At 74.5% G+C, this 17,095-nt stretch carries 15 protein-coding genes; 9 read left to right on the plus strand and 6 right to left on the minus strand.

The features are described from left to right. Positions 1-15: 15 nt before the first annotated feature. Both B7P34_RS07650 and B7P34_RS07655 read right to left on the minus strand, forming a co-directional pair. On the minus strand, positions 16-519 hold the full coding sequence (locus tag B7P34_RS07650; protein WP_106675045.1) for a copper chaperone PCu(A)C: 504 nt from the start codon (positions 517-519) through the stop codon (positions 16-18). Beyond that, complete coding sequence (locus B7P34_RS07655; RefSeq protein WP_106675046.1) at positions 516-3,215, minus strand: heavy metal translocating P-type ATPase; 2,700 nt, start codon at positions 3,213-3,215, stop codon at positions 516-518. The genes B7P34_RS07650 and B7P34_RS07655 overlap by 4 nt, the downstream gene beginning before the upstream one ends. 515 nt (positions 3,216-3,730) lie before the next feature. Here B7P34_RS07655 and B7P34_RS07665 point away from each other — a divergent pair. Beyond that, a complete protein-coding gene (locus B7P34_RS07665) occupies positions 3,731-5,056 on the plus strand; it encodes a cytochrome P450 family protein (RefSeq protein WP_106675048.1) in 1,326 nt (441 codons plus the stop codon). Between the two features lie 110 nt (positions 5,057-5,166). Then, on the plus strand, positions 5,167-6,072 hold the full coding sequence (locus tag B7P34_RS07670) for an L-tyrosine/L-tryptophan isonitrile synthase family protein (protein WP_223267604.1): 906 nt from the start codon (positions 5,167-5,169) through the stop codon (positions 6,070-6,072). Between the two features lie 210 nt (positions 6,073-6,282). Here B7P34_RS07670 and B7P34_RS07675 read toward each other — a convergent pair whose 3' ends face one another. Next, on the minus strand, positions 6,283-6,474 hold the full coding sequence (locus tag B7P34_RS07675; RefSeq protein WP_223267605.1) for a hypothetical protein: 192 nt from the start codon (positions 6,472-6,474) through the stop codon (positions 6,283-6,285). A 212-nt stretch (positions 6,475-6,686) separates the two neighbouring features. Here B7P34_RS07675 and dhaL point away from each other — a divergent pair, with 212 nt between their 5' ends. Then, positions 6,687-7,784 (plus strand): dihydroxyacetone kinase subunit DhaL, encoded by a 1,098-nt coding sequence (dhaL, locus tag B7P34_RS37355; RefSeq protein ID WP_189382561.1) that lies wholly within the window; start codon positions 6,687-6,689, stop codon positions 7,782-7,784. Positions 7,785-7,905: 121 nt separating this feature from the next. After that, positions 7,906-9,111 (plus strand): PP2C family protein-serine/threonine phosphatase, encoded by a 1,206-nt coding sequence (locus B7P34_RS07685; protein ID WP_106675050.1) that lies wholly within the window; start codon positions 7,906-7,908, stop codon positions 9,109-9,111. An 86-nt stretch (positions 9,112-9,197) separates the two neighbouring features. Here B7P34_RS07685 and B7P34_RS07690 read toward each other — a convergent pair whose 3' ends face one another. Beyond that, a complete protein-coding gene (locus tag B7P34_RS07690; protein ID WP_106675075.1) occupies positions 9,198-9,908 on the minus strand; it encodes a PIG-L deacetylase family protein in 711 nt (236 codons plus the stop codon). Between the two features lie 308 nt (positions 9,909-10,216). Between B7P34_RS07690 and B7P34_RS07695 the strand changes: the two genes are divergently transcribed. The 3 genes from B7P34_RS07695 to B7P34_RS07705 are packed head-to-tail and all read left to right on the plus strand — an operon-like array spanning position 10,217 to position 13,203. Beyond that, complete coding sequence (locus B7P34_RS07695; protein WP_106675051.1) at positions 10,217-11,284, plus strand: ABC transporter substrate-binding protein; 1,068 nt, start codon at positions 10,217-10,219, stop codon at positions 11,282-11,284. Beyond that, positions 11,285-12,358 (plus strand): FecCD family ABC transporter permease, encoded by a 1,074-nt coding sequence (locus tag B7P34_RS07700; protein ID WP_106675052.1) that lies wholly within the window; start codon positions 11,285-11,287, stop codon positions 12,356-12,358. A 23-nt stretch (positions 12,359-12,381) separates the two neighbouring features. Continuing rightward, positions 12,382-13,203 (plus strand): ABC transporter ATP-binding protein, encoded by an 822-nt coding sequence (locus tag B7P34_RS07705; protein ID WP_106675076.1) that lies wholly within the window; start codon positions 12,382-12,384, stop codon positions 13,201-13,203. Positions 13,204-13,225: 22 nt separating this feature from the next. Here the strand turns inward: B7P34_RS07705 and B7P34_RS07710 are convergent, their stop codons facing one another. Then, positions 13,226-14,464, minus strand: coding sequence for a glycoside hydrolase family 18 protein (locus tag B7P34_RS07710; protein ID WP_106675053.1), 1,239 nt, complete (start codon positions 14,462-14,464; stop codon positions 13,226-13,228). A 336-nt stretch (positions 14,465-14,800) separates the two neighbouring features. Here B7P34_RS07710 and B7P34_RS07715 point away from each other — a divergent pair, with 336 nt between their 5' ends. Further along, on the plus strand, positions 14,801-15,973 hold the full coding sequence (locus B7P34_RS07715; RefSeq protein ID WP_106675054.1) for an acyl-CoA dehydrogenase family protein: 1,173 nt from the start codon (positions 14,801-14,803) through the stop codon (positions 15,971-15,973). Between the two features lie 54 nt (positions 15,974-16,027). On the opposite strand, the gene B7P34_RS07720 is transcribed toward B7P34_RS07715, so the two are convergent. Beyond that, positions 16,028-16,405: a hypothetical protein gene (locus B7P34_RS07720; protein ID WP_106675055.1), complete on the minus strand. Its 378-nt coding sequence runs from the start codon at positions 16,403-16,405 to the stop codon at positions 16,028-16,030. 209 nt (positions 16,406-16,614) lie between these two features. On the opposite strand from B7P34_RS07720, the gene B7P34_RS07725 reads away from it, so the two are divergent. Continuing rightward, a complete protein-coding gene (locus tag B7P34_RS07725; protein ID WP_030365423.1) occupies positions 16,615-17,058 on the plus strand; it encodes an Lrp/AsnC family transcriptional regulator in 444 nt (147 codons plus the stop codon). Positions 17,059-17,095: the final 37 nt, after the last annotated feature.

Consider the following 17,095-nt stretch of genomic DNA (forward strand, 5'->3'; position numbering starts at 1 on the left):
CTCACCCCTCACCCCTCAGCGGCTGCCCGCCCGGACGACCTCCGCCTCCACCCGCACCGTCCCCGCCTCGCGGAACCGCAGGACGACGGGAAGCCGGTCGCCGAGCTTCAGCCGCGGCGGGGCCCACACCATGACGTCCAGGCCGTGCGGGGACATCTCCAGCGTGCCGCCGGACGGCAGGGGAGCGGACTGCACCATCTCCATGTGGCCCGCGCCCTTCCGCACCACGGTGCGGCTGAGCATCGCGCCCCCGGCCGTGGGCGCTTCGACGCCGATGAGCTCGTCGTCGGCGTCGCCCTCGTTCCGTACGCGGAAGAAGGCGGCCGTGTCGTCCCGGCCGAGGGGCAGCAGCACGCGTGCCTCCTCGACCGTGACCGCCGGCGGCCGGCCCGCCGCGCCCGAGGCCGTCCAGGCGCAGAGCCCGCCGAGGGCCACGGCGCCGGCGACGACCGGCACGAGCGCGGCGCGCACGGCGGAGGCGAGGGCGGAGGGAACCGGGATCTTCACCGGGAGCTTCATGCGTCACCTCGCGAGGAGGCCGGGGCGGCAGCGCTCCGGCCGTGGGAACCATAGGAAGCATGGGAACCGTGAGCACCAGGGGCCGCGGGGCCGCGTCGCGAACCCCTGCCCGCCGCCGCCCGCGAGGGCACCGGCTGCCAGCCGCGCAGCCGTAGGCTGTTCGCGACCACCAGCACCGAGCTGACGGACATCGCCGCCGCGGCGACCATCGGGCTGAGCAGGCCCACCGCCGCCAGCGGCAGCGTCACCAGGTTGTAGCCGAAGGCCCACGCGAGATTGGTCCGCACCGTGGCGGACGTCCGCCGGGCCAGCCGGACGGCGTCGGCCAGGGCGCCCATGTCCTCGCGGACCAGCGTGACGTCCGCGGCGCCGATGGCCGCGTCCGTGCCGCCGCCCATCGCGATGCCGAGGTCCGCGCCGGCCAGCGCGGCCGTGTCGTTGACGCCGTCGCCGATGACCGCCACCCGGCGCCCCCGGGCGCGCAGCTCGCGCACCAGCGCGGCCTTGTCCTCGGGCGTGGCCCGCGCGTGCACCTCGGTGATGCCGAGTTCGGCGGCGACGGCCCGCGCCGCGCCCTCGCTGTCGCCCGTCGCGAGGACGGGCCGCAGGCCGAGCCGCTTGAGGTGGTCGACGGCGCGGTACGAGCCGGAGCGGACGGTGTCGCCGAGGACGATCACGGCCTCGGGCGTGCCGTCGACGCGGACGACGACCGCGGTCCGGCCGTCGCGCCCGGCGGCGTCCACGGCCTCGGCGAGCACCTGGGGGAGGCGGTCGCCGTCCGACGGGACGGGCTGTCCCTTGCGCGTGCGCGCCTTCTGCCCGCTCTTCCCGGGCTTCCGGCCGGCGGGCGCCGCCGTGGCGGGACCGGCGTCCGGCCGTACGACCTCGACGAGCCGCTCCCCGACGCGCCCCGCGACGCCCCGGCCGGGCGTGGCCGTGAAGCCGGTGACGTCCGGCAGGGTGGGTGCGTCCGGCAGGGCGGGTGTGCCGGGCAGGGCGGGTGCGTCCGGCGTGACCGGTGAGCCCGAGGCGGCCGATGAGCCCGAGATGGCTGATGAGCCCGAGGCAGCTGACGAGACGAGCCCGTCCGCCGTGCGCCGCGCGCCGGCTGTTCCGGCCGGACCCGGCTGACTGCTCGGCTCCTCCGGACCGCCCGGCCCGGCCGCCCTGTCAGCCCCCGCCCCCTGCGCGGCCGCGTACGCGCACACCGCCCGCCCCACCGGATGCTCCGAGCCCCGCTCGACGGCCGCGGCCAGCCGCAGCGCCGCCTCCGCGCCGAGGCCGTCCGGCCGTGCCGTCACGCCCGTCACCGCCATCGAACCCGTCGTCAGCGTGCCCGTCTTGTCCAGGACGACCGTGTCCACGCGGCGCAGCCCTTCCAGCGCCTGCGGCCCGCTCACCAGGATGCCGAGGCCCGCGCCGCGGCCCGTCGCCGCCAGCAGGGCCGTGGGCGTGGCCAGCCCGAGCGCGCACGGGCAGGCGACCACGAGGACCGCCACCGCCGCGGTGACGGCCGCCTGCGGCGAGGCGCCCGCGCCCAGCCAGAAGCCGAGCACCGTCACGGCGACGGCCAGCACCGCCGGCACGAAGACGCCGGCGACGGCGTCGGCCACGCGCTGCGCCTTCGCCTTGCCCGCCTGCGCGTCCTCCACCAGCTTAGCGATGCGGGCGAGCCGGGTGTCCGCGCCGACCGCCTCGGCCCGCACCTCCAGCAGGCCGCCGGAGTTGACGGCGCCGCCGACCACGGACGAGCCCGGACCGGCCTCCACCGGCGCGCTCTCGCCGGTCACCAGCGACAGGTCCAGGGCCGAACTGCCCGCCACGACGACGCCGTCGGTCGCGACGCGCTCACCGGGCCGGACGACGAAGCGGTCGCCGACCCGCAGCCGCTCGATCGGCACGCGGCGCTCCGTGCCGTCCGCGTCCCGCACGAGCACGTCCTTCGCGGCGAGCGAGGCGAGGGCCCGCAGCGCCGACCCCGTGCTGTGCCGCGCCCGGGCCTCCAGCAGCCTGCCGATCAGCACGAACAGGGGGACGCCCACGACCGCTTCGAGGTACACGTCCGCCGTGCCGCCCGCCATCGACGGCACCAGCGTGAACGGCATCCGCATGTCCGGCCGCCCCGCGCCGCCGAAGAACAGGGCGTACGCGGACCAGGAGTAGGAGGCGAGCACGCCGAGCGAGACGAGCGTGTCCATGGTCGCGGCCGAGTGCCGCAGACCGCGCAGCGCCCGCTCGTGGAAGGGCCACGCGCCCCACACGGCGACCGGCGTCGCGAGCACGAAGCACAGCCACTGCCAGTTGCGGAACTGCAGGCCGGGGGCCATGGACAGGACGAGTACGGGTACGGACAGCAGCGCCGTGACCAGCAGCCGGGTGAGCGCTCCGGCGGTCGCACCGGCATCCGCGTCCTTGTCCTTGCCGTCCTCCGGCTCGGAACCGGGCTCCGGCTCGGGCAGCGCAGCGGTGAATCCGGCGCCCTCGACGACCGCCATCAGCTCGGCCGCGGTGACTCCGGCGGGGTGGGAGACGCGGGCCCGGCCTGTGGCCAGGTTGACGGTCGCGCTCACGCCGTCCACCCTGCCCAGCTTCTTCTCCACGCGCGCGACGCACGCGGCGCAGGTCATGCCGCCGACGATCAGCTCGGTGGTCGCGGTCGCGGTCGCGGTCCCGGTCTCGGTCGTGGTTGCACTCATGCTCGTGCTCGTGCTCGTGCTTGTGCTTGTGCCCGTGCTCACCGTCCACCGCCCATGCCGTGCATCCCGCCCATACCGCTCATGCCATCCATGCCGCCCATCCCGCCGCCGGAACCCGAACCGGAACCGGAACCAGATCCACCGCCGGTGCGGTGTATCCCCGGAGCGGCCGGCCCGGCGGCCGTGCCGGCGGCGTACGCGACTCCGAAAAGGGCTGCCAGGAGCAGGACGAAACCGGCCAGGGTTCCGTACGGACTGAGGGGGCGTCGTGGGGTCATCCGGTCATCGTGGCACGCGGCCCGGCCCGTTCGGCCGCCCGCGACCGGCTCGCGGCGCGTGAGGATCGTCCCTTCCGTCCGCGGGAACCAGGGGCCCTCCGCGGCCGACTACCTGGAGATACGGAACCCGTACGCGCGACGGGACACCGGTATGAAATTCCGCCGCACCGGCGGGAACTCACCCCGCCGCCCGTCCGACTTCTCAGGGGTCCACGACTTCGCGAGGAGCCCTTCACCGTGTCCCTGCCTGAGCCGAACGAGCCGTCCGAGGCCTCCCCGCTGCCCGATCCGGTCCCCCTCTACGGGCCCGGGTACAAGCGGGACCCCTACCCGCTGTACGCGCGCATGCGGGAAGCCGGCCCGATCCACCGGGTCCTCTTCCCCAGCGGGGTCACCGCCTGGCTCGTCACCGGCCACGAGGCCGCCCAGAAGACCCTCGCCGACCCCCGGCTCGGCAAGAACCACGACCGCGGCAACGACCGCTGGCGCGAGCGCGCCTCGATCATGCCCGAGCCGCAGCACTCGCAGCTGCAGGTGCACCTGCTCCACCAGGACCCGCCCAAGCACACCACGATGCGGCGCCTGGTGACGGACGCGTTCGCGCCGCGGCGCGTCGAGGGGATGCGGGCGCGCTTCCAGGAGATGGCCGACGCGCTCGTCGACGCCATGCCGGCGGACGCGGCGACCGGCTCCGCCGAGCCCGCCGAGCTCTCCGAGCCCGCCGAACCCCTCGACCTCGTGCGGTGCTTCGCCGCCCGTTTCCCCTTCCAGGTCCTCGCCGAGGTCATCGGCCTGCCGCCGCACCTGGCCGCCCGCTTCCGCCGCGAGTGGGGCAAGGTCGTGGCGCCCGTCGGCCCCGCGGACCCCGGGCGGCCCGCCTACGAGGCTCTGCTCCGCGAACTCCAGGGCTACATCGCCGAGGTCGTCGCCGACCGCCGCGGCGCGCCCGGCGACGGGCTGCTCAGCCGGCTGGTCGCCGCCCGCGACGGCGGCGAACTGACCCAGGAGGAGCTGGACTCGATGATCTTCCAGCTGCTGGTCGCCGGCCAGGAACCCGTCACCAACCAGATCACCACCGCGATGGTGTCTCTGCTCCGCCGGCCCGACGCGCTGGCGCGGCTGCGCGCCGAACCGGAGCTCATGCCGGCCGCCGTCGAGGAACTGATGCGCCTCGACAGCGCCTTCGAGCTGACGACCTGGCGGTTCCTCGCCGAAGATGCGGACCTGCACGGCACGCGGGTGCCCGCCGGCGACTCCGTGATCGTCTCCCTGTGCGCCGCCAACCGCGACCCCGAGCGCTTCCCCGACCCCGACACCCTCGACCTGGACCGGGCCCAGGGCTCGCACCTCGCCTTCGGCCACGGCATCCACTTCTGCCCCGGCGCGGCCCTCGCCCGGATCGAACTCCAGGTGGCCCTCGGGACGTTGCTGGCCCGGCTGCCCGGCCTGCGGCTCGCCGTGCCCGAGGAGGAGCTGCCCTGGATCCCCGCCGTCCTCGGCCGCGGCACCGTCGAGCTGCCCGTCGCCTTCGACCGGCCCGGCTGCCCGCTCGGACGGGGGTGAACGCGTCCATGTCGCAGGCCATGCTGACCCTTCCGGCCGTTCCTGCCCTTCCGACGGCTGCCGCCGCCCCTTCGCCCGAGCCCGTGAGGGCCTTGGAAACCGTAGGAGCCATGGAATCCGTGGAGTCGCGGATCCTCCGCCTCCTCCTCCCGTACCACCGCACCACCGGGGCCGGGTCCGCGGACCCCGCCGACTTCCCGGAGCAGCTGCGTCAGATACGGCAGTTCACGGACGCCGGTGAGCCCGTCCTCTTCACCCTGCCCGGCTTCCCGTGCAAGTCCCCCAACCCCGCCAAGGTCCTCGGGCACCTGCCCGACGAGGGCGAACGCCTCTCGCTGGCCTTCCTCGACCGGCTCTGCGCGCGCATCGGCGAGATCCACGCGCCCGGCGCGCGGATACTGATCTGCTCCGACGGCCACATCTTCGGAGACCTCATCCACGTGCCCGACGAGCACATCGACGCCTACGGCGACGAACTGCGCAGCCTGATCGCCGGGGAAGGGCTCACCAGGCTGGACACGTTCGACCTGCGCGACGTCCACGGGGACCTGGACCACGACACCAAGCGGCGGCTCGTCACGGAGGCCTACGCGCCGCCGGTCGAGGAGCTGCGGGCCCTGGTGCGCGGCGACGAGGAGACGGCACGGCTCTACCGCGGCATCACCCGCTTCCTCGTCGAGGACACCGCGGACTTCACCGGCACGCGGTCCGCGCTGCAGCGCGAGTGCCGGACCCGCGCGTACGGCGTCATCGCGCGCAGCCGCGCCTGGGGCGACCTCATCGCCGACTGCCACCCGCGGTCCGTCCGCCTGTCCATCCACCCGCAGCGCCCGGGTGCGGAGAAGTTCGGCATCCGCCTGCTGGAGGCGGAGGACGCGTGGGCCACGCCGTGGCACACGGCGGTCCTGCGGGGGCGCGGGGGAGAGGCGCGCCTCGTGCGCCGGGCGGAGGCGGAGGGGCTGGGGCGCCTGGTCCTCCGTGAGGGCCGCCCGAGCCACTTCGAGGAATGCCGGTGAACGCCGATGAACGCCGGTGAGCACTGACGGGCGTGCGACGGGCGTTCAGCGGGTGCTCAGGTGGTCAGCGCCCGCACCACGGCCTGGAGCACGCGCCACAGCCCGCCGAGGGCGCCCAGCTCGATCGCGGCGTCCGCGGCGTCCACGGCCAGCTCGGCGCGTTCGCCGCGCCGGCACGGCCGGCACTGACCGCGCCGGAGGGCCGTTCTGTCACCTGCGCTGCGTGAACGGCTCGCAGCCCGAGAACGTGACGGTGCCGTCCCCCTCCGCGAGCGTGACGATGACCTGCTCGCCCTTCTTCGCGGCCTTGAACTGCGGCACCTTGCCGGACTTCGGATCCGTCGACACGGTGCACAGCCCCATGGGGTCGTCGTTCGCGCCCTTGCCGCCTCCCTTGGCCACCGCGAGGACCACGATCCATGCGAGAAAGGCCCCGAGCGCCGTAAGAACGCGCCGGCGTGACGCAGGTCGGGTCGTCGTGCTGCGGGAGGCCGGCGGACACCCCCCGCCCCCCGGGCGATCACCTGGGCGACGTTCGCACATTACGCTGAGCCGGGCCGGGCCTTGCTGTTCACGGAGTTGTTCACGGAGTCGTCCACCGAGGAGCACCGCACATGACCGTCCCGCTCGACCTCGCCTTCTTCCGTCGTTTCCTCGAGCGCGCCACGCGCGTGATCGTGGCGGAGTCGGCGTACCTCACCGAACTCGACGCCGCCATCGGCGACGCCGACCACGGCGCGAACCTCAAGCGCGGGTTCACCTCCGCCGCCGGGGCGGTGGCCGCGGAGCCGCCCGCCACGCCGGGGGCGCTGCTGACGGCCGTCGGGGTGCATCTGACGAACACCGTGGGCGGGGCGTCGGGGCCGTTGTACGGGACGGTGCTGCGGCGCATGGGGAAGGTGCTCGGCGAGGAGGCCGTGGTCGGGCCTGAGGCGCTGGGGCGGGCGCTCGGTGCCGCCGTGGCGAGCGTGCGGCGGCTCGGGGACTCGGCGCCCGGGGACAAGACGATGGTCGACGCGCTGCAGCCGGCCGCCGACGCGTACGCCGCCGCCCTGCCGCGGGGCGTCGTGGCCGCGCTGGACGCCGCCGCGCGGGCGGCCCGCGAGGGCGCCGAGGCGACGATCCCGCTGCAGGCCCGCCGCGGCCGGGCGAGCTATCTCGGCGAGCGCAGCATCGGTCACCAGGACCCGGGCGCGACGTCGTCCGCGATGCTGGTCACGGCGCTGTACGAGGCCACGGACCCCGAGCTGTGCGCGGCTCCGCCGGAGCGGGAGGCCGCGGCCGCCGAGGCTCCCGCGCAGACCGCCGAGCCCGCGGGCCGGGTCGGCATCGTGCTGGTCTCGCACAGCCGCGAGGTCGCCGCCTCGACCGCGGAGCTCGCGAAGGCCCTGGTCGGCACGGGCGACCCGGCTCCCGCGGCCCCGGCCGGCGGGCTGCCGGACGGTTCGGTCGGCACCAGTGCCGACCTGGTGCGCCGGGCGGTCGGGGCCGCGGACCAGGGCCGGGGCGTGGCCGTGTTCTGCGACATGGGCAGCGCCGTCCTCACGGTCAAGGCGCTGCTCGCCGAAGGCTTCGGCGGCTCCGACGTGCGGATCGCCGACGCCCCCTTCGTGGAGGGCGCGGTGGCCGCTCTGGTGACGGCCTCGGCCGGCGGCGACCTCGCGGCCGTGCTCGCCGCGGCGGACGACGCCCGCGCCTACCGCAAACTCTGAGTCAAGAGGCGGCGGCGCCAAGATCGCAGCGTGGCCGGGGCGCGTCACCCGTGCCAGGGTGTAATGGCACAAATGCCCCTATGTGTCCCTAACCTCGTTCCGGCGTGGAGGTCCCGCCACGGTGTCGTCGCGCAGACTCCCCTTCGCGCTGGTCCTCGCCTACCTCGGGGCCATTGTCGCCGTCGACCTGATGACACCGTCGAACCTCCGCCTGGACGTCTACGCCGCCCTCGCCCCGATGACGGCCGCGGCCTTGTGCACGTACCGGCAGACGGTGTTCGTCGGCGTCCTCGACTTCTGCCTGATGGTCGCCCACCACGGCGTCGTCAACGGTGAGGTGGCCGTCAACCGGGTCGGCTCGTTCGTCGGCAACGCCCTGATGGTCGGCGCGAGCATCGCCGTGGCCCGGCTGCGGCGCGACGCGGAGTTGCTGCTGGAGCGCGTGCGGGCCACCGGCGAGGCCGCGCAGCGGGCGCTGCTGCGGCCGCTGCCGCTGCGCACGCACAGCGTGGTCGTCGACGGCTTCTACGTGTCCTCGCAGCGGGAGGCGCTCGTCGGCGGCGACCTGTACGAGGTGGTGGACACGCCGTACGGGACGCGCGTGCTCATCGGTGACGTACGGGGCAAGGGGCTCGGCACGCTGGGCGCGGGGGCGGCGGTGCTGACGGCCTTCCGCGAGGCGGCCTACCACCGGCGCGACCTGGAGGGCGGGGTCGTGGCGATGGAGCAGGGGCTGTACCGCTACCACCGGTCCGCGGAGTACCAGGCGCGGCTGCAGCCGGAGCGGCACGGCGGGCGGCCGGAGGACGTGCGGATGCGGGCGGCCGAGGAGTTCGTGACGGCGCTGGTCTTCGGCACGGAGGAGGGCCCGGGCGACCCCGGCCCGGGCGGTCCGGGCGCGGGCGGGCACGTGCCGGTGGCGTTCGTGGACTGCGGGCACCTCGCGCCGTTCCTGATCGGCGCGGACGGCGGGGTGCGCGAGCTGGAACCGGCCGACGCGGGGCTGCCCTTGGGCCTCGGCGACCTGGCCGCGGCGCCGCGGACCGCGCAGCGCGTCGCCCTGCCGCCCGGCTGCCGGGTGCTGGCCTGCACCGACGGGGTGACCGAGGCCCGGTCGCCGGGCGGTGGCTTCTATCCGCTGGCGGAGCGGCTCGACGCGTGGGCCGCCCTGCCCACGCCCCGGCTGCTGGAGCGGCTGCGCGCGGACCTCGACGCGCACACGGGCGGGCGGCTGCAGGACGACGTGGCGGTGCTGGTCATGGAGCGGGCGGCGGAGTACGGGGCGGCTGCCGCCGAGGGGGAGGAGGAGCGGGCCCCGGCTCCGTAGGGCGGGCCCGGCCCCGTGACGACCTGCGGCGGCCCGTCCGCGGGGCGGACCCGCAGGCGCGACCCGCAGGTTCGATCCGCGGCCCCTCAGCGGCTGAACAGCTCGAACGCCACCCCCGGCCGCCCCCCGAACCGCGCCGCGACGCCCCGCATGCTGCCCTCCAGGAACGTGCGGCAGTACGTCTCCGGGTCCTCCTTCGTCAGCGCCTCGATGTACGTGCGGTGGCAGAGGAGTGAGGCGACGGCCCGCTCCAGGCCGCTGCTCGCGTCGACGGCGTGGGTGGGCTGAGGGGAGCCGGCCACCGCCACGTAGCGCACGCCGTCCCAGGGCACGAGGCCCTGCTCGGTGAGCTCGGGGAAGATCCAGCGGTTGCCGGCGTCGCCGACGGCGTCGAGGACGGCCCGGCCGACGTTGCGGTGGTCGGGCGTGTTCCAGTACGTGCCGCCCCAGGTGTCGTGGTGGTTGAGCGTGAGGACGAGCTCGGGGCGGTGGCGGCGGATGGCGGCGGCGAAGTCGCGGCGCAGGGCCGTGCCGTACTCGATGACGCCGTCGGGGTGGCCGAGGAACTCGACGGTCGCCACCCCCACGGCGGCGGCGCTCGCCCGCTGCTCGCGCTCGCGCAGCGGCCCGGCCTCGGCGGGGGAGAGGGTGTCGATCCCGGCCTCGCCGACGCTGGCCAGCAGATAGACGCACTCGCGGCCGTCGTCCAGCCAGGAGGCGATGGCGGCGGAGGCACCGTATTCGAGGTCGTCGGGGTGGGCGACGATCGCGAGGGCGCGCCGCCAGTCAGTGGGCATCTCCTTGAGCTGACCGGCGGGCTGCACGGCCCCGGGCGCGGCCTCCGCCGTGCCCTCCGTGCCCTCCGTACCCTCCGTCCCCGCCGTGGCCGTCGCACCCGTCACGTCCGTCGCATCCGCCATCACGGTCTCCCTCAGCCTGTCGGATCCGCCCCCGGGGCGCGCCGCGCGCCGTCGGCAGGGCGTTCGATGAAGCGTACGTCGCAGTTCTTCGCGACACGCGGGAACCCAGCGCTCCAGCGGTCCGACTACCTGATCCGGGACCGCACCGGCGGGCCCGTGGCGAACGAAATTCCTGGAGTTGTCTGATGCGCCCTCGTGCGTGGTGCGGTGTTCTGGCCGCTGTGGCCCTGTCGGCGACGGCCTGCGGCGGTGGCGGTGGAAGCGAGGCGGAGAAGGGGACCGACGGCGCCGGTGCCGGCGCGCGGTCCGGCTTCCCGGTGACCGTCACGGACTGCATGGGCGCGAAGACCACCTTCGACGCGGCGCCGAAGAAGATCGTCACCAGCAACGCCGCGGGCCTCGAGCTCCTCATGTGGCTGGGCGCGGGCGACAAGGCCGCCGGCACGGGCTTCCCGCCCGGCAACGGCGCCATGCCGGGTCAGTACGCGGACCGGGCGGCGAAGGTGCCGGTGCTGGGGAAGACGGCGATCCCCAAGGAGAAGCTGCTCGGCTCGGGCGCGGACCTCTACGTCGACGCGTTCTCGTCCATGAAGAACATGGGCAGGATGGGCGACGCGCCGACCGCCGAGGAGTTCAAGGCCGCCGGCATCAAGCACGTCTTCCTGAAGTCGACGGCCTGCGCGGCGATGAGCAAGTCCCCGCGCACGGACCTCTCGGGCGTCGAGGCCGACATCGAGGAGCTCGGCAAGGTCACCGGCACCTCCGCGCGCGCCGCCGAACTGGTGCAGGAGATGCGGAAGAAGACGGGTGCGGTGAGCGACGCCCTCAAGGACGTCCCCGCGGACAAGCGGCCCTCGTATTTCTTCTTCGACTACGACGCGGGCACCAAGCAGCCGATGGCCGTGTGCAACCGGCAGGTCGCCAACGCCGTGATCGGCATGGCCGGCGGCCGCAACGTCTTCGACGGCTGCGACGGCGACTTCAAGCCGGTGGGCTGGGAGGACGTCGTCGCCAAGAACCCCGACTGGATCCAGCTCGGCGTCCGCAACCGCGGCAGCGACGAGGCCAACGCCAAGGCGTTCGACGAGGCGGCGGAGTTCCTGAAGAACTTCCCCGCGACGAAGGACCTCACGGCCGTCAAGGAGGGGCGCTTCGTGCGCATCGGCTCCGAGCGGACCACGATCGGGGGCGTGCGCAGCGCGGACACCGTCCGCGAGATCGCGCACACCCTGCACCCGGACCGGGTCAAGTAGATGGCGGCGCTCACCACGGCGGCCGAGCAGGGGGCGCGGGAGCGCGAGCCCGGGGCGCGGGCGCCGTGGGTGGCGGCCGCGCTGGGCTGCGCCCTGGTGGTCGCGCTGACGGCCTCGGTGTGCCTGGGCTCCTCGGACGTGCCGCTCGGGGACGTGTGGTCCTCGGTGGTGCGCGGGATCAGCGGCGGGGAGCCGGTGCCGGGCACGCAGGACCTGATCGTGTGGCGGCTGCGGGTGCCGCGGGCGCTGCTGGCGGCCGTGGTGGGCGCGGGCCTGGGCCTGGTGGGCACCGCGGTCCAGGCCCTCGTCCGCAATCCGCTCGCGGACCCGTACCTGCTGGGCATCTCCAGCGGGGCCTCGCTCGGCGCGGTCGCGGCGATCGTGCTGGGGGCGGGCGCGGGCGGGCTGCTGGGGCTCGGGCTCTCGGCGGCGGCGTTCGCCGGCGCGCTCGCGTCGTTCGCACTGGTGTGGGCGATGGCGCGGCGCGGGGGCGGGTTCTCGCCGCTGCGGCTGGTGCTGGCGGGCGTCGGCATCGGCCAGTTCCTGTCGGGCTTCACGCACTACCTGGTGCTGCAGGCCGGCGACGACCAGCAGACCCATGGCGTGCTGTTCTGGCTGATGGGCTCCCTCGGCGGCGCCCAGTGGTCCACGCTCGGCGTGCCCGCCGCGGCCGTGCTGCTCGGCCTGGCCGCGCTCCTCGCCCGGGCCCGGGCGCTCGACGCGGTGCTGATGGGCGACGAGACCGCGGCGGGGCTGGGCGTGGACGTGACGCGGCTGCGGCGCGAGCTGTTCGTGGTGACGAGCGTGCTCACCGGCGTGCTGGTGTCCGTCTCGGGCGCGATCGGCTTCGTGGGGCTGATGGTGCCGCACGTGTGCCGGATGGTCGTGGGCGGCGCGCACCGCGTCCTGCTGCCGGTGGCCGCGCTGTTCGGCGCGGTCCTGCTGGTCGTGGTCGACCTGGTGGCCCGTACGGCGCTGCCGGACCAGGAGCTGCCGGTGGGCGTGGTGACGGCGCTGGTCGGTGCGCCGACGCTGCTGTACCTGCTGGACCGGCGCCTGGTGGAGAGAGGCTGAGAGGGAGTAGGGGGATGGGCGGAATGAGGATCGCGATCGAGGGCCTGGAGGTGTCGCTGTCCGGGCGGACGGTCGTCTCCGGGGTGCACCTGGTCGCGGCGGAGGGCGAGATCGCCGGGCTGGTCGGGCCGAACGGCAGCGGCAAGTCGACGGTCCTGCGCACCGTCTACCGCTATCTGCGGCCGCACGCGGGCCGGGTGCTGGTGGGTGGCGCGGACATCACGTCGCTGACCCCCGCCGAGTCGGCCCGGCGGGTGGCCGCGCTCCCGCAGGAGCGCGGCAGCGACTTCGAGCTCTCGGTACGGGCGGTGGTGGCCATGGGGCGCACCCCGTACAAGCGGGCGTTCGCGGGCGAGGACCGCGCCGACGCGGAGATCGTGGCGGCGGCGCTGGCGGGCGTCGGGCTCGCCGGGGCGGAGAAACGGCGCTTCTCGGCGCTGTCGGGCGGCGAGCGCCAGCGGGTGCTGCTGGCGCGGGCGCTGGCCCAGGACCCGGAGGTGCTGGTCCTGGACGAGCCGACGAACCACCTGGACGTCCTGCACCAGGTCGAACTCCTGGCGCTGCTGCGCGCGCAGCGCCGCACGACCCTGCTGTCGCTGCACGACCTGAACGCGGCGGCCTCGCTGTGCGACCGCCTGCACGTTCTGCACGGGGGCTCGCTCGTGGCCTCGGGCCCGCCGCGGGAGGTCCTGACGCCGGAGCTGCTGGCCGAGGTCTTCGGCGTCCGGGCGGCGGTCGTCGACCACCCGCTGACGGGCGACCCCCTGATCGCCTTCGACCACCGGACCCCCGCGGCGGGCTCGCCGCGGGCGGTGGCGGATGAGGGGGCGGCGACGGCGGTGTGAGCGGGGCTGTTCCGGTCCGGAGTCAGCCGATCGACCGGATCAGCTCACCGTCCGCCGTATCGCCGCTCAGTTCCCAGAAGAACGTGCCGCCCAGTCCCTGGCGGTTCTTGTACGCCGTCTTCCCGGCGATCGTCGACGGGGTGTCGTAGCTCCACCAGTCGCTGCCGCACTTGGCGTAGGCCGTGCCGGCCACCGTGCCGTTGGCGGGGCACGTGGCCTTCAGGACCTTGTAGTCCTCGAAGCCGGCCTCGTAGGTGCCCTTCGCGGGGCCGGTGGCCGTGCCGCCGGGCGCGGACCGGTCCACGCCGGTCCAGCCGCGGCCGTAGAAGCCGAGGCCGAGCAGCAGCTTGGACGAGGGGATGCCGAGGGACTTGAGCTTGGTGATCGTGGCGTCGGTGTTGAAGCCGGGTTTCGGGATGCCGTCGTAGGCGGTGAGGGGCGAGTGCGGGGCCGTGGGGCCCTTGGCGTCCCACGCGCCGAAGAAGTCGTAGGTCATGGGGTTGTACCAGTCGACGTAGCGGGAGGCGCCCGCGTAGTCGACGGCGTCGATCTTGCCGCCGTCGGAGGCGTCGGCGGTGATGGCGGCCGTGACGAGGCTGCGCGTGCCGAACTTCGCGCGCAGCGCGGCCATCAGCTTCACGAACCCCTCGCGTCCGCTCGTGTCGCAGGTGAGGCCGCAGGCGTTGGGGTACTCCCAGTCGATGTCGATGCCGTCGAAGACGTCGGCCCAGCGCGGGTCCTTGACGAGGCCGTAACAGGACTCGGCGAACGCGGCCGGGTTGCGGGCGGCCTCGCCGAAGCCGCCCGACCAGGTCCAGCCGCCGAAGGACCAGACCACCTTGAGGCCCGGGTGCAGCTTCTTGAGCTTGCGGAGCTGGTTGAAGTTGCCGCGCAGGGCGCCGTCGTCCCAGGTGTCGGCCTTGCCGTCGACGCTGCCTGCCGCGTCGTAGGCCTTGTCGTAGTCGGCGTAGGAGTCGCCGATGGTGCACTTGCCGCCCGTGACGTTCCCGAAGGCGTAGTTGATGTGCGTGAGCTTGGCGGCCGAGCCGGACGTCTCGATGTTCTTGACGTGGTAATTGCGCTCGTAGACGCCCCAGTTGGTGAAGTAGCCGACGACCTTGCGGCCCGCGGCGGTGTCGTCGGCTCCGGCGGCCGGGGGCGCGGCGGGGGAGGCGCTGGCCGGACCGGTGAGGAGCGTCGTGGTGATCAGGGCCCCGGCGGCGGCGAAGGCGGCCAGGAGGGTACGCGGTCGTGCGGGCATCGGTTCTCCTCGGTGGGGGTGGGGAGAGCTGCTCTGCGGGGGGTGACCTGGCATGAACGCGCTAAGCGGTGCCAGGACCATAGAAGGTCTGGACCAGAGCGGTCAATGGTTTGGACCATCCCCGTTCACGACTCCGTCACAAGGCCGTTGTGCCTGGTGCGCGACTTGTCAACCCGTGACGCCGGCCCGCCGATCGGGCATACTCCAAGCCGCCACAGCCGCAGGTCATCCGGTGCCGCGACCCGGCGCGGGATCATCGGCTGGGCATCACCGGCGACGGCGCCACACCCTTGCGCGCCCGCCGCCGCAGCGCCCGACAGGGAGGAGAGCGCCGCCATGACCGACCACGGCCCGCAGCCGGTGGAGCGACAGCTGCCCACCGAGGAGGCCCGCGACCTGCTCGCGCTCGTACGCGATCTGGTGCAGCGGGAGATCGAACCCACCGCGGCCGAGGAGGAGGAAGCCGGGCGCTTCCCCCGCGAGGTCTTCCGGCTGCTGTCCGCCTCCGGCCTGCTCGCCCTGCCCTACGCCGAGGAGTTCGGCGGCGGGGGCCAGCCCTACGGGGTCTACCTGCAGGTCCTGGAGGAGCTCGCGGGCGCCCGCCTCACCGTGGGCCTCGGCGTCAGCGTGCACACCCTCGCCTGCCACGCGCTCGCCGGCTACGGCACCAAGGAGCAGCAAGCCGACCACCTGCCCGCCATGCTCGGCGGCGGCCTCCTCGGCGCGTACTGCCTCTCCGAGCCCTCCTCCGGCTCCGACGCCGCCTCGCTGCGCACCCGCGCCACCCGTGACGGCGACACCTGGACCATCGAGGGCACCAAGGCCTGGATCACCCACGGCGGCCTCGCGGACTTCTACACCGTGCTGGCCCGCACGGGAGGTGAGGGCGCCCACGGCATCACCGCCTTCCTCGTCCCCGGCGACGCCCCCGGCCTGTCGGCCGCGGCGCCCGAGCGCAAGATGGGCATGAAGGGCTCGCCGACGGCCCAACTGCACTTCGACGGCGTGCGGGTGCCGGACGCCCGCCGCATCGGCGAGGAGGGGCAGGGCTTCGCGATCGCGCTGTCCGCGCTGGACTCCGGGCGCCTCGGCATCGCCGCCTGCGCGATCGGCGTCGCCCAGGCCGCGCTGGACGAGGCGCTCGCCTTCACCGCCGGGCGGGAGCAGTTCGGCCGGCCGATCGCCGACTTCCAGGGCCTGCGCTTCATGCTCGCGGACATGGCGACCCAGATCGAGGCCGGCCGCGCGCTCTACCTCGCCGCGGCGCGGCTGCGCGACGCCGGCCTGCCGTTCTCCAAGCAGGCGGCGATGGCCAAGCTCTTCTGCACCGACGCCGCGATGCGCGTGACCGTCGACGCCGTGCAGCTGCTGGGCGGCTACGGCTACACGGCGGACTTCCCGGCCGAGCGCTACATGCGCGAGGCCAAGGTGCTGCAGATCGTCGAGGGCACCAACCAGATCCAGCGCATGGTGATCGCCCGTCACCTGGCGGGCCCCGAGAGCCGCTGAGCGCCGCTTCGGCGGACGGGCCCGCACGGCCCGCCCGCCGGCCGGGCTTGCGCGTCAGGACGGCCGGCGCATCTCCGGGACGCGGACCGGGCGCGAGCCGGGACCCCCGATGTGGGAGAACGGCTGCGTCCGCCAGTCCAGGCTCTCCGGCAGCGTGAGCATCAGCGCGGCGTCGAACTCCAGACCGTCGGGCGACTCGTCCGCCGCGGCCGCGTCCTCCATGGCGCGGCCCGAGCCGGGGCACACCGTGAGCCCGAAGGGATTCCACGGCGAGGGGCACAGCGCGTGCTCGGGGAGCACGTCCTCGTCGGGGAGCAGCGCGATCGGGCGCGCGCAGTCCGGGCAGGTCACCCGGAACATCGTGGTGGTGTCGACCTCATAGGGCTCGTACGGGCTGCCGTCGCCTTCATGCAGGCGTTCCAGGCTGGGCATAGTCTTTCTCCCCCTCGGATTGGCCGGCCAGGCGCCTCGGCCTCGGCCACAGCAAGCACTTCCCGCGCCACGAGCCGGGTAATCGCCGCAACAGGGAGGACACGGGTGCATATCTGTGTTGTTCGTCACATGTCTTTGTGCGTGGTCATGCGCCCCCGCGGAGCCCGTCGACTGTGCCGCTCCGGCCCGGACCCAGTAGGTTGATCCGCGTGGAGGAGCTGGACAGAGAAATCGTGGAACTGCTCGTCAAGGACGGGCGGATGAGCTACACCGACCTGGGGAAGGCCACCGGCCTGTCCACCTCGGCGGTGCACCAGCGCGTGCGCCGGCTTGAGCAGCGGGGCGTCATCCGCGGTTACGCGGCCGTCGTCGACCCCGAGGCGGTCGGGCTGCCGCTCACCGCGTTCATCTCGGTGAAGCCGTTCGACCCCAGCGCTCCCGACGACATCGCCGACCGGCTCGCCGAGATCCCCGAGATCGAGGCGTGCCACAGCGTCGCCGGTGACGAGAACTACATCCTCAAGGTCCGGGTGGCCACGCCGCTGGAGCTGGAGCACCTGCTGGCGCGGATCCGGTCGCTGGCGGGAGTGTCCACGCGGACGACGATCGTGCTGTCGACGCCGTACGAGGCGAGGCCGCCGCGGGTGGGGTGACGCCCGAGGACACCGGAGCCCCGGTTACGGGACGGGG

The organism is Streptosporangium nondiastaticum (assembly GCF_003011965.1).
Lineage (GTDB): Bacteria > Actinomycetota > Actinomycetes > Streptomycetales > Streptomycetaceae > Streptomyces > Streptomyces nondiastaticus.

Excerpts from the sequence above, each read along its gene's own strand:
- B7P34_RS07650 (WP_106675045.1), bottom strand. The coding sequence starts at position 519 with ATGAAGCTCCCGGTGAAGATCCCGGTTCCCTCCGCCCTCGCCTCCGCC.
- B7P34_RS07695 (WP_106675051.1), top strand. The coding sequence starts at position 10,217 with ATGCGCCCTCGTGCGTGGTGCGGTGTTCTGGCCGCTGTGGCCCTGTCG.
- B7P34_RS07705 (WP_106675076.1), top strand. The coding sequence starts at position 12,382 with ATGAGGATCGCGATCGAGGGCCTGGAGGTGTCGCTGTCCGGGCGGACG.
- B7P34_RS07670 (WP_223267604.1), top strand. The coding sequence starts at position 5,167 with ATGGAATCCGTGGAGTCGCGGATCCTCCGCCTCCTCCTCCCGTACCAC.
- dhaL (WP_189382561.1), top strand. The coding sequence starts at position 6,687 with ATGACCGTCCCGCTCGACCTCGCCTTCTTCCGTCGTTTCCTCGAGCGC.
- B7P34_RS07690 (WP_106675075.1), bottom strand. The coding sequence starts at position 9,908 with ATGCCCACTGACTGGCGGCGCGCCCTCGCGATCGTCGCCCACCCCGAC.
- B7P34_RS07710 (WP_106675053.1), bottom strand. The coding sequence starts at position 14,464 with ATGCCCGCACGACCGCGTACCCTCCTGGCCGCCTTCGCCGCCGCCGGG.
- B7P34_RS07655 (WP_106675046.1), bottom strand. The coding sequence starts at position 3,215 with ATGAGTGCAACCACGACCGAGACCGGGACCGCGACCGCGACCGCGACC.
- B7P34_RS07720 (WP_106675055.1), bottom strand. The coding sequence starts at position 16,405 with ATGCCCAGCCTGGAACGCCTGCATGAAGGCGACGGCAGCCCGTACGAG.
- B7P34_RS07700 (WP_106675052.1), top strand. The coding sequence starts at position 11,285 with ATGGCGGCGCTCACCACGGCGGCCGAGCAGGGGGCGCGGGAGCGCGAG.
- B7P34_RS07715 (WP_106675054.1), top strand. The coding sequence starts at position 14,801 with ATGACCGACCACGGCCCGCAGCCGGTGGAGCGACAGCTGCCCACCGAG.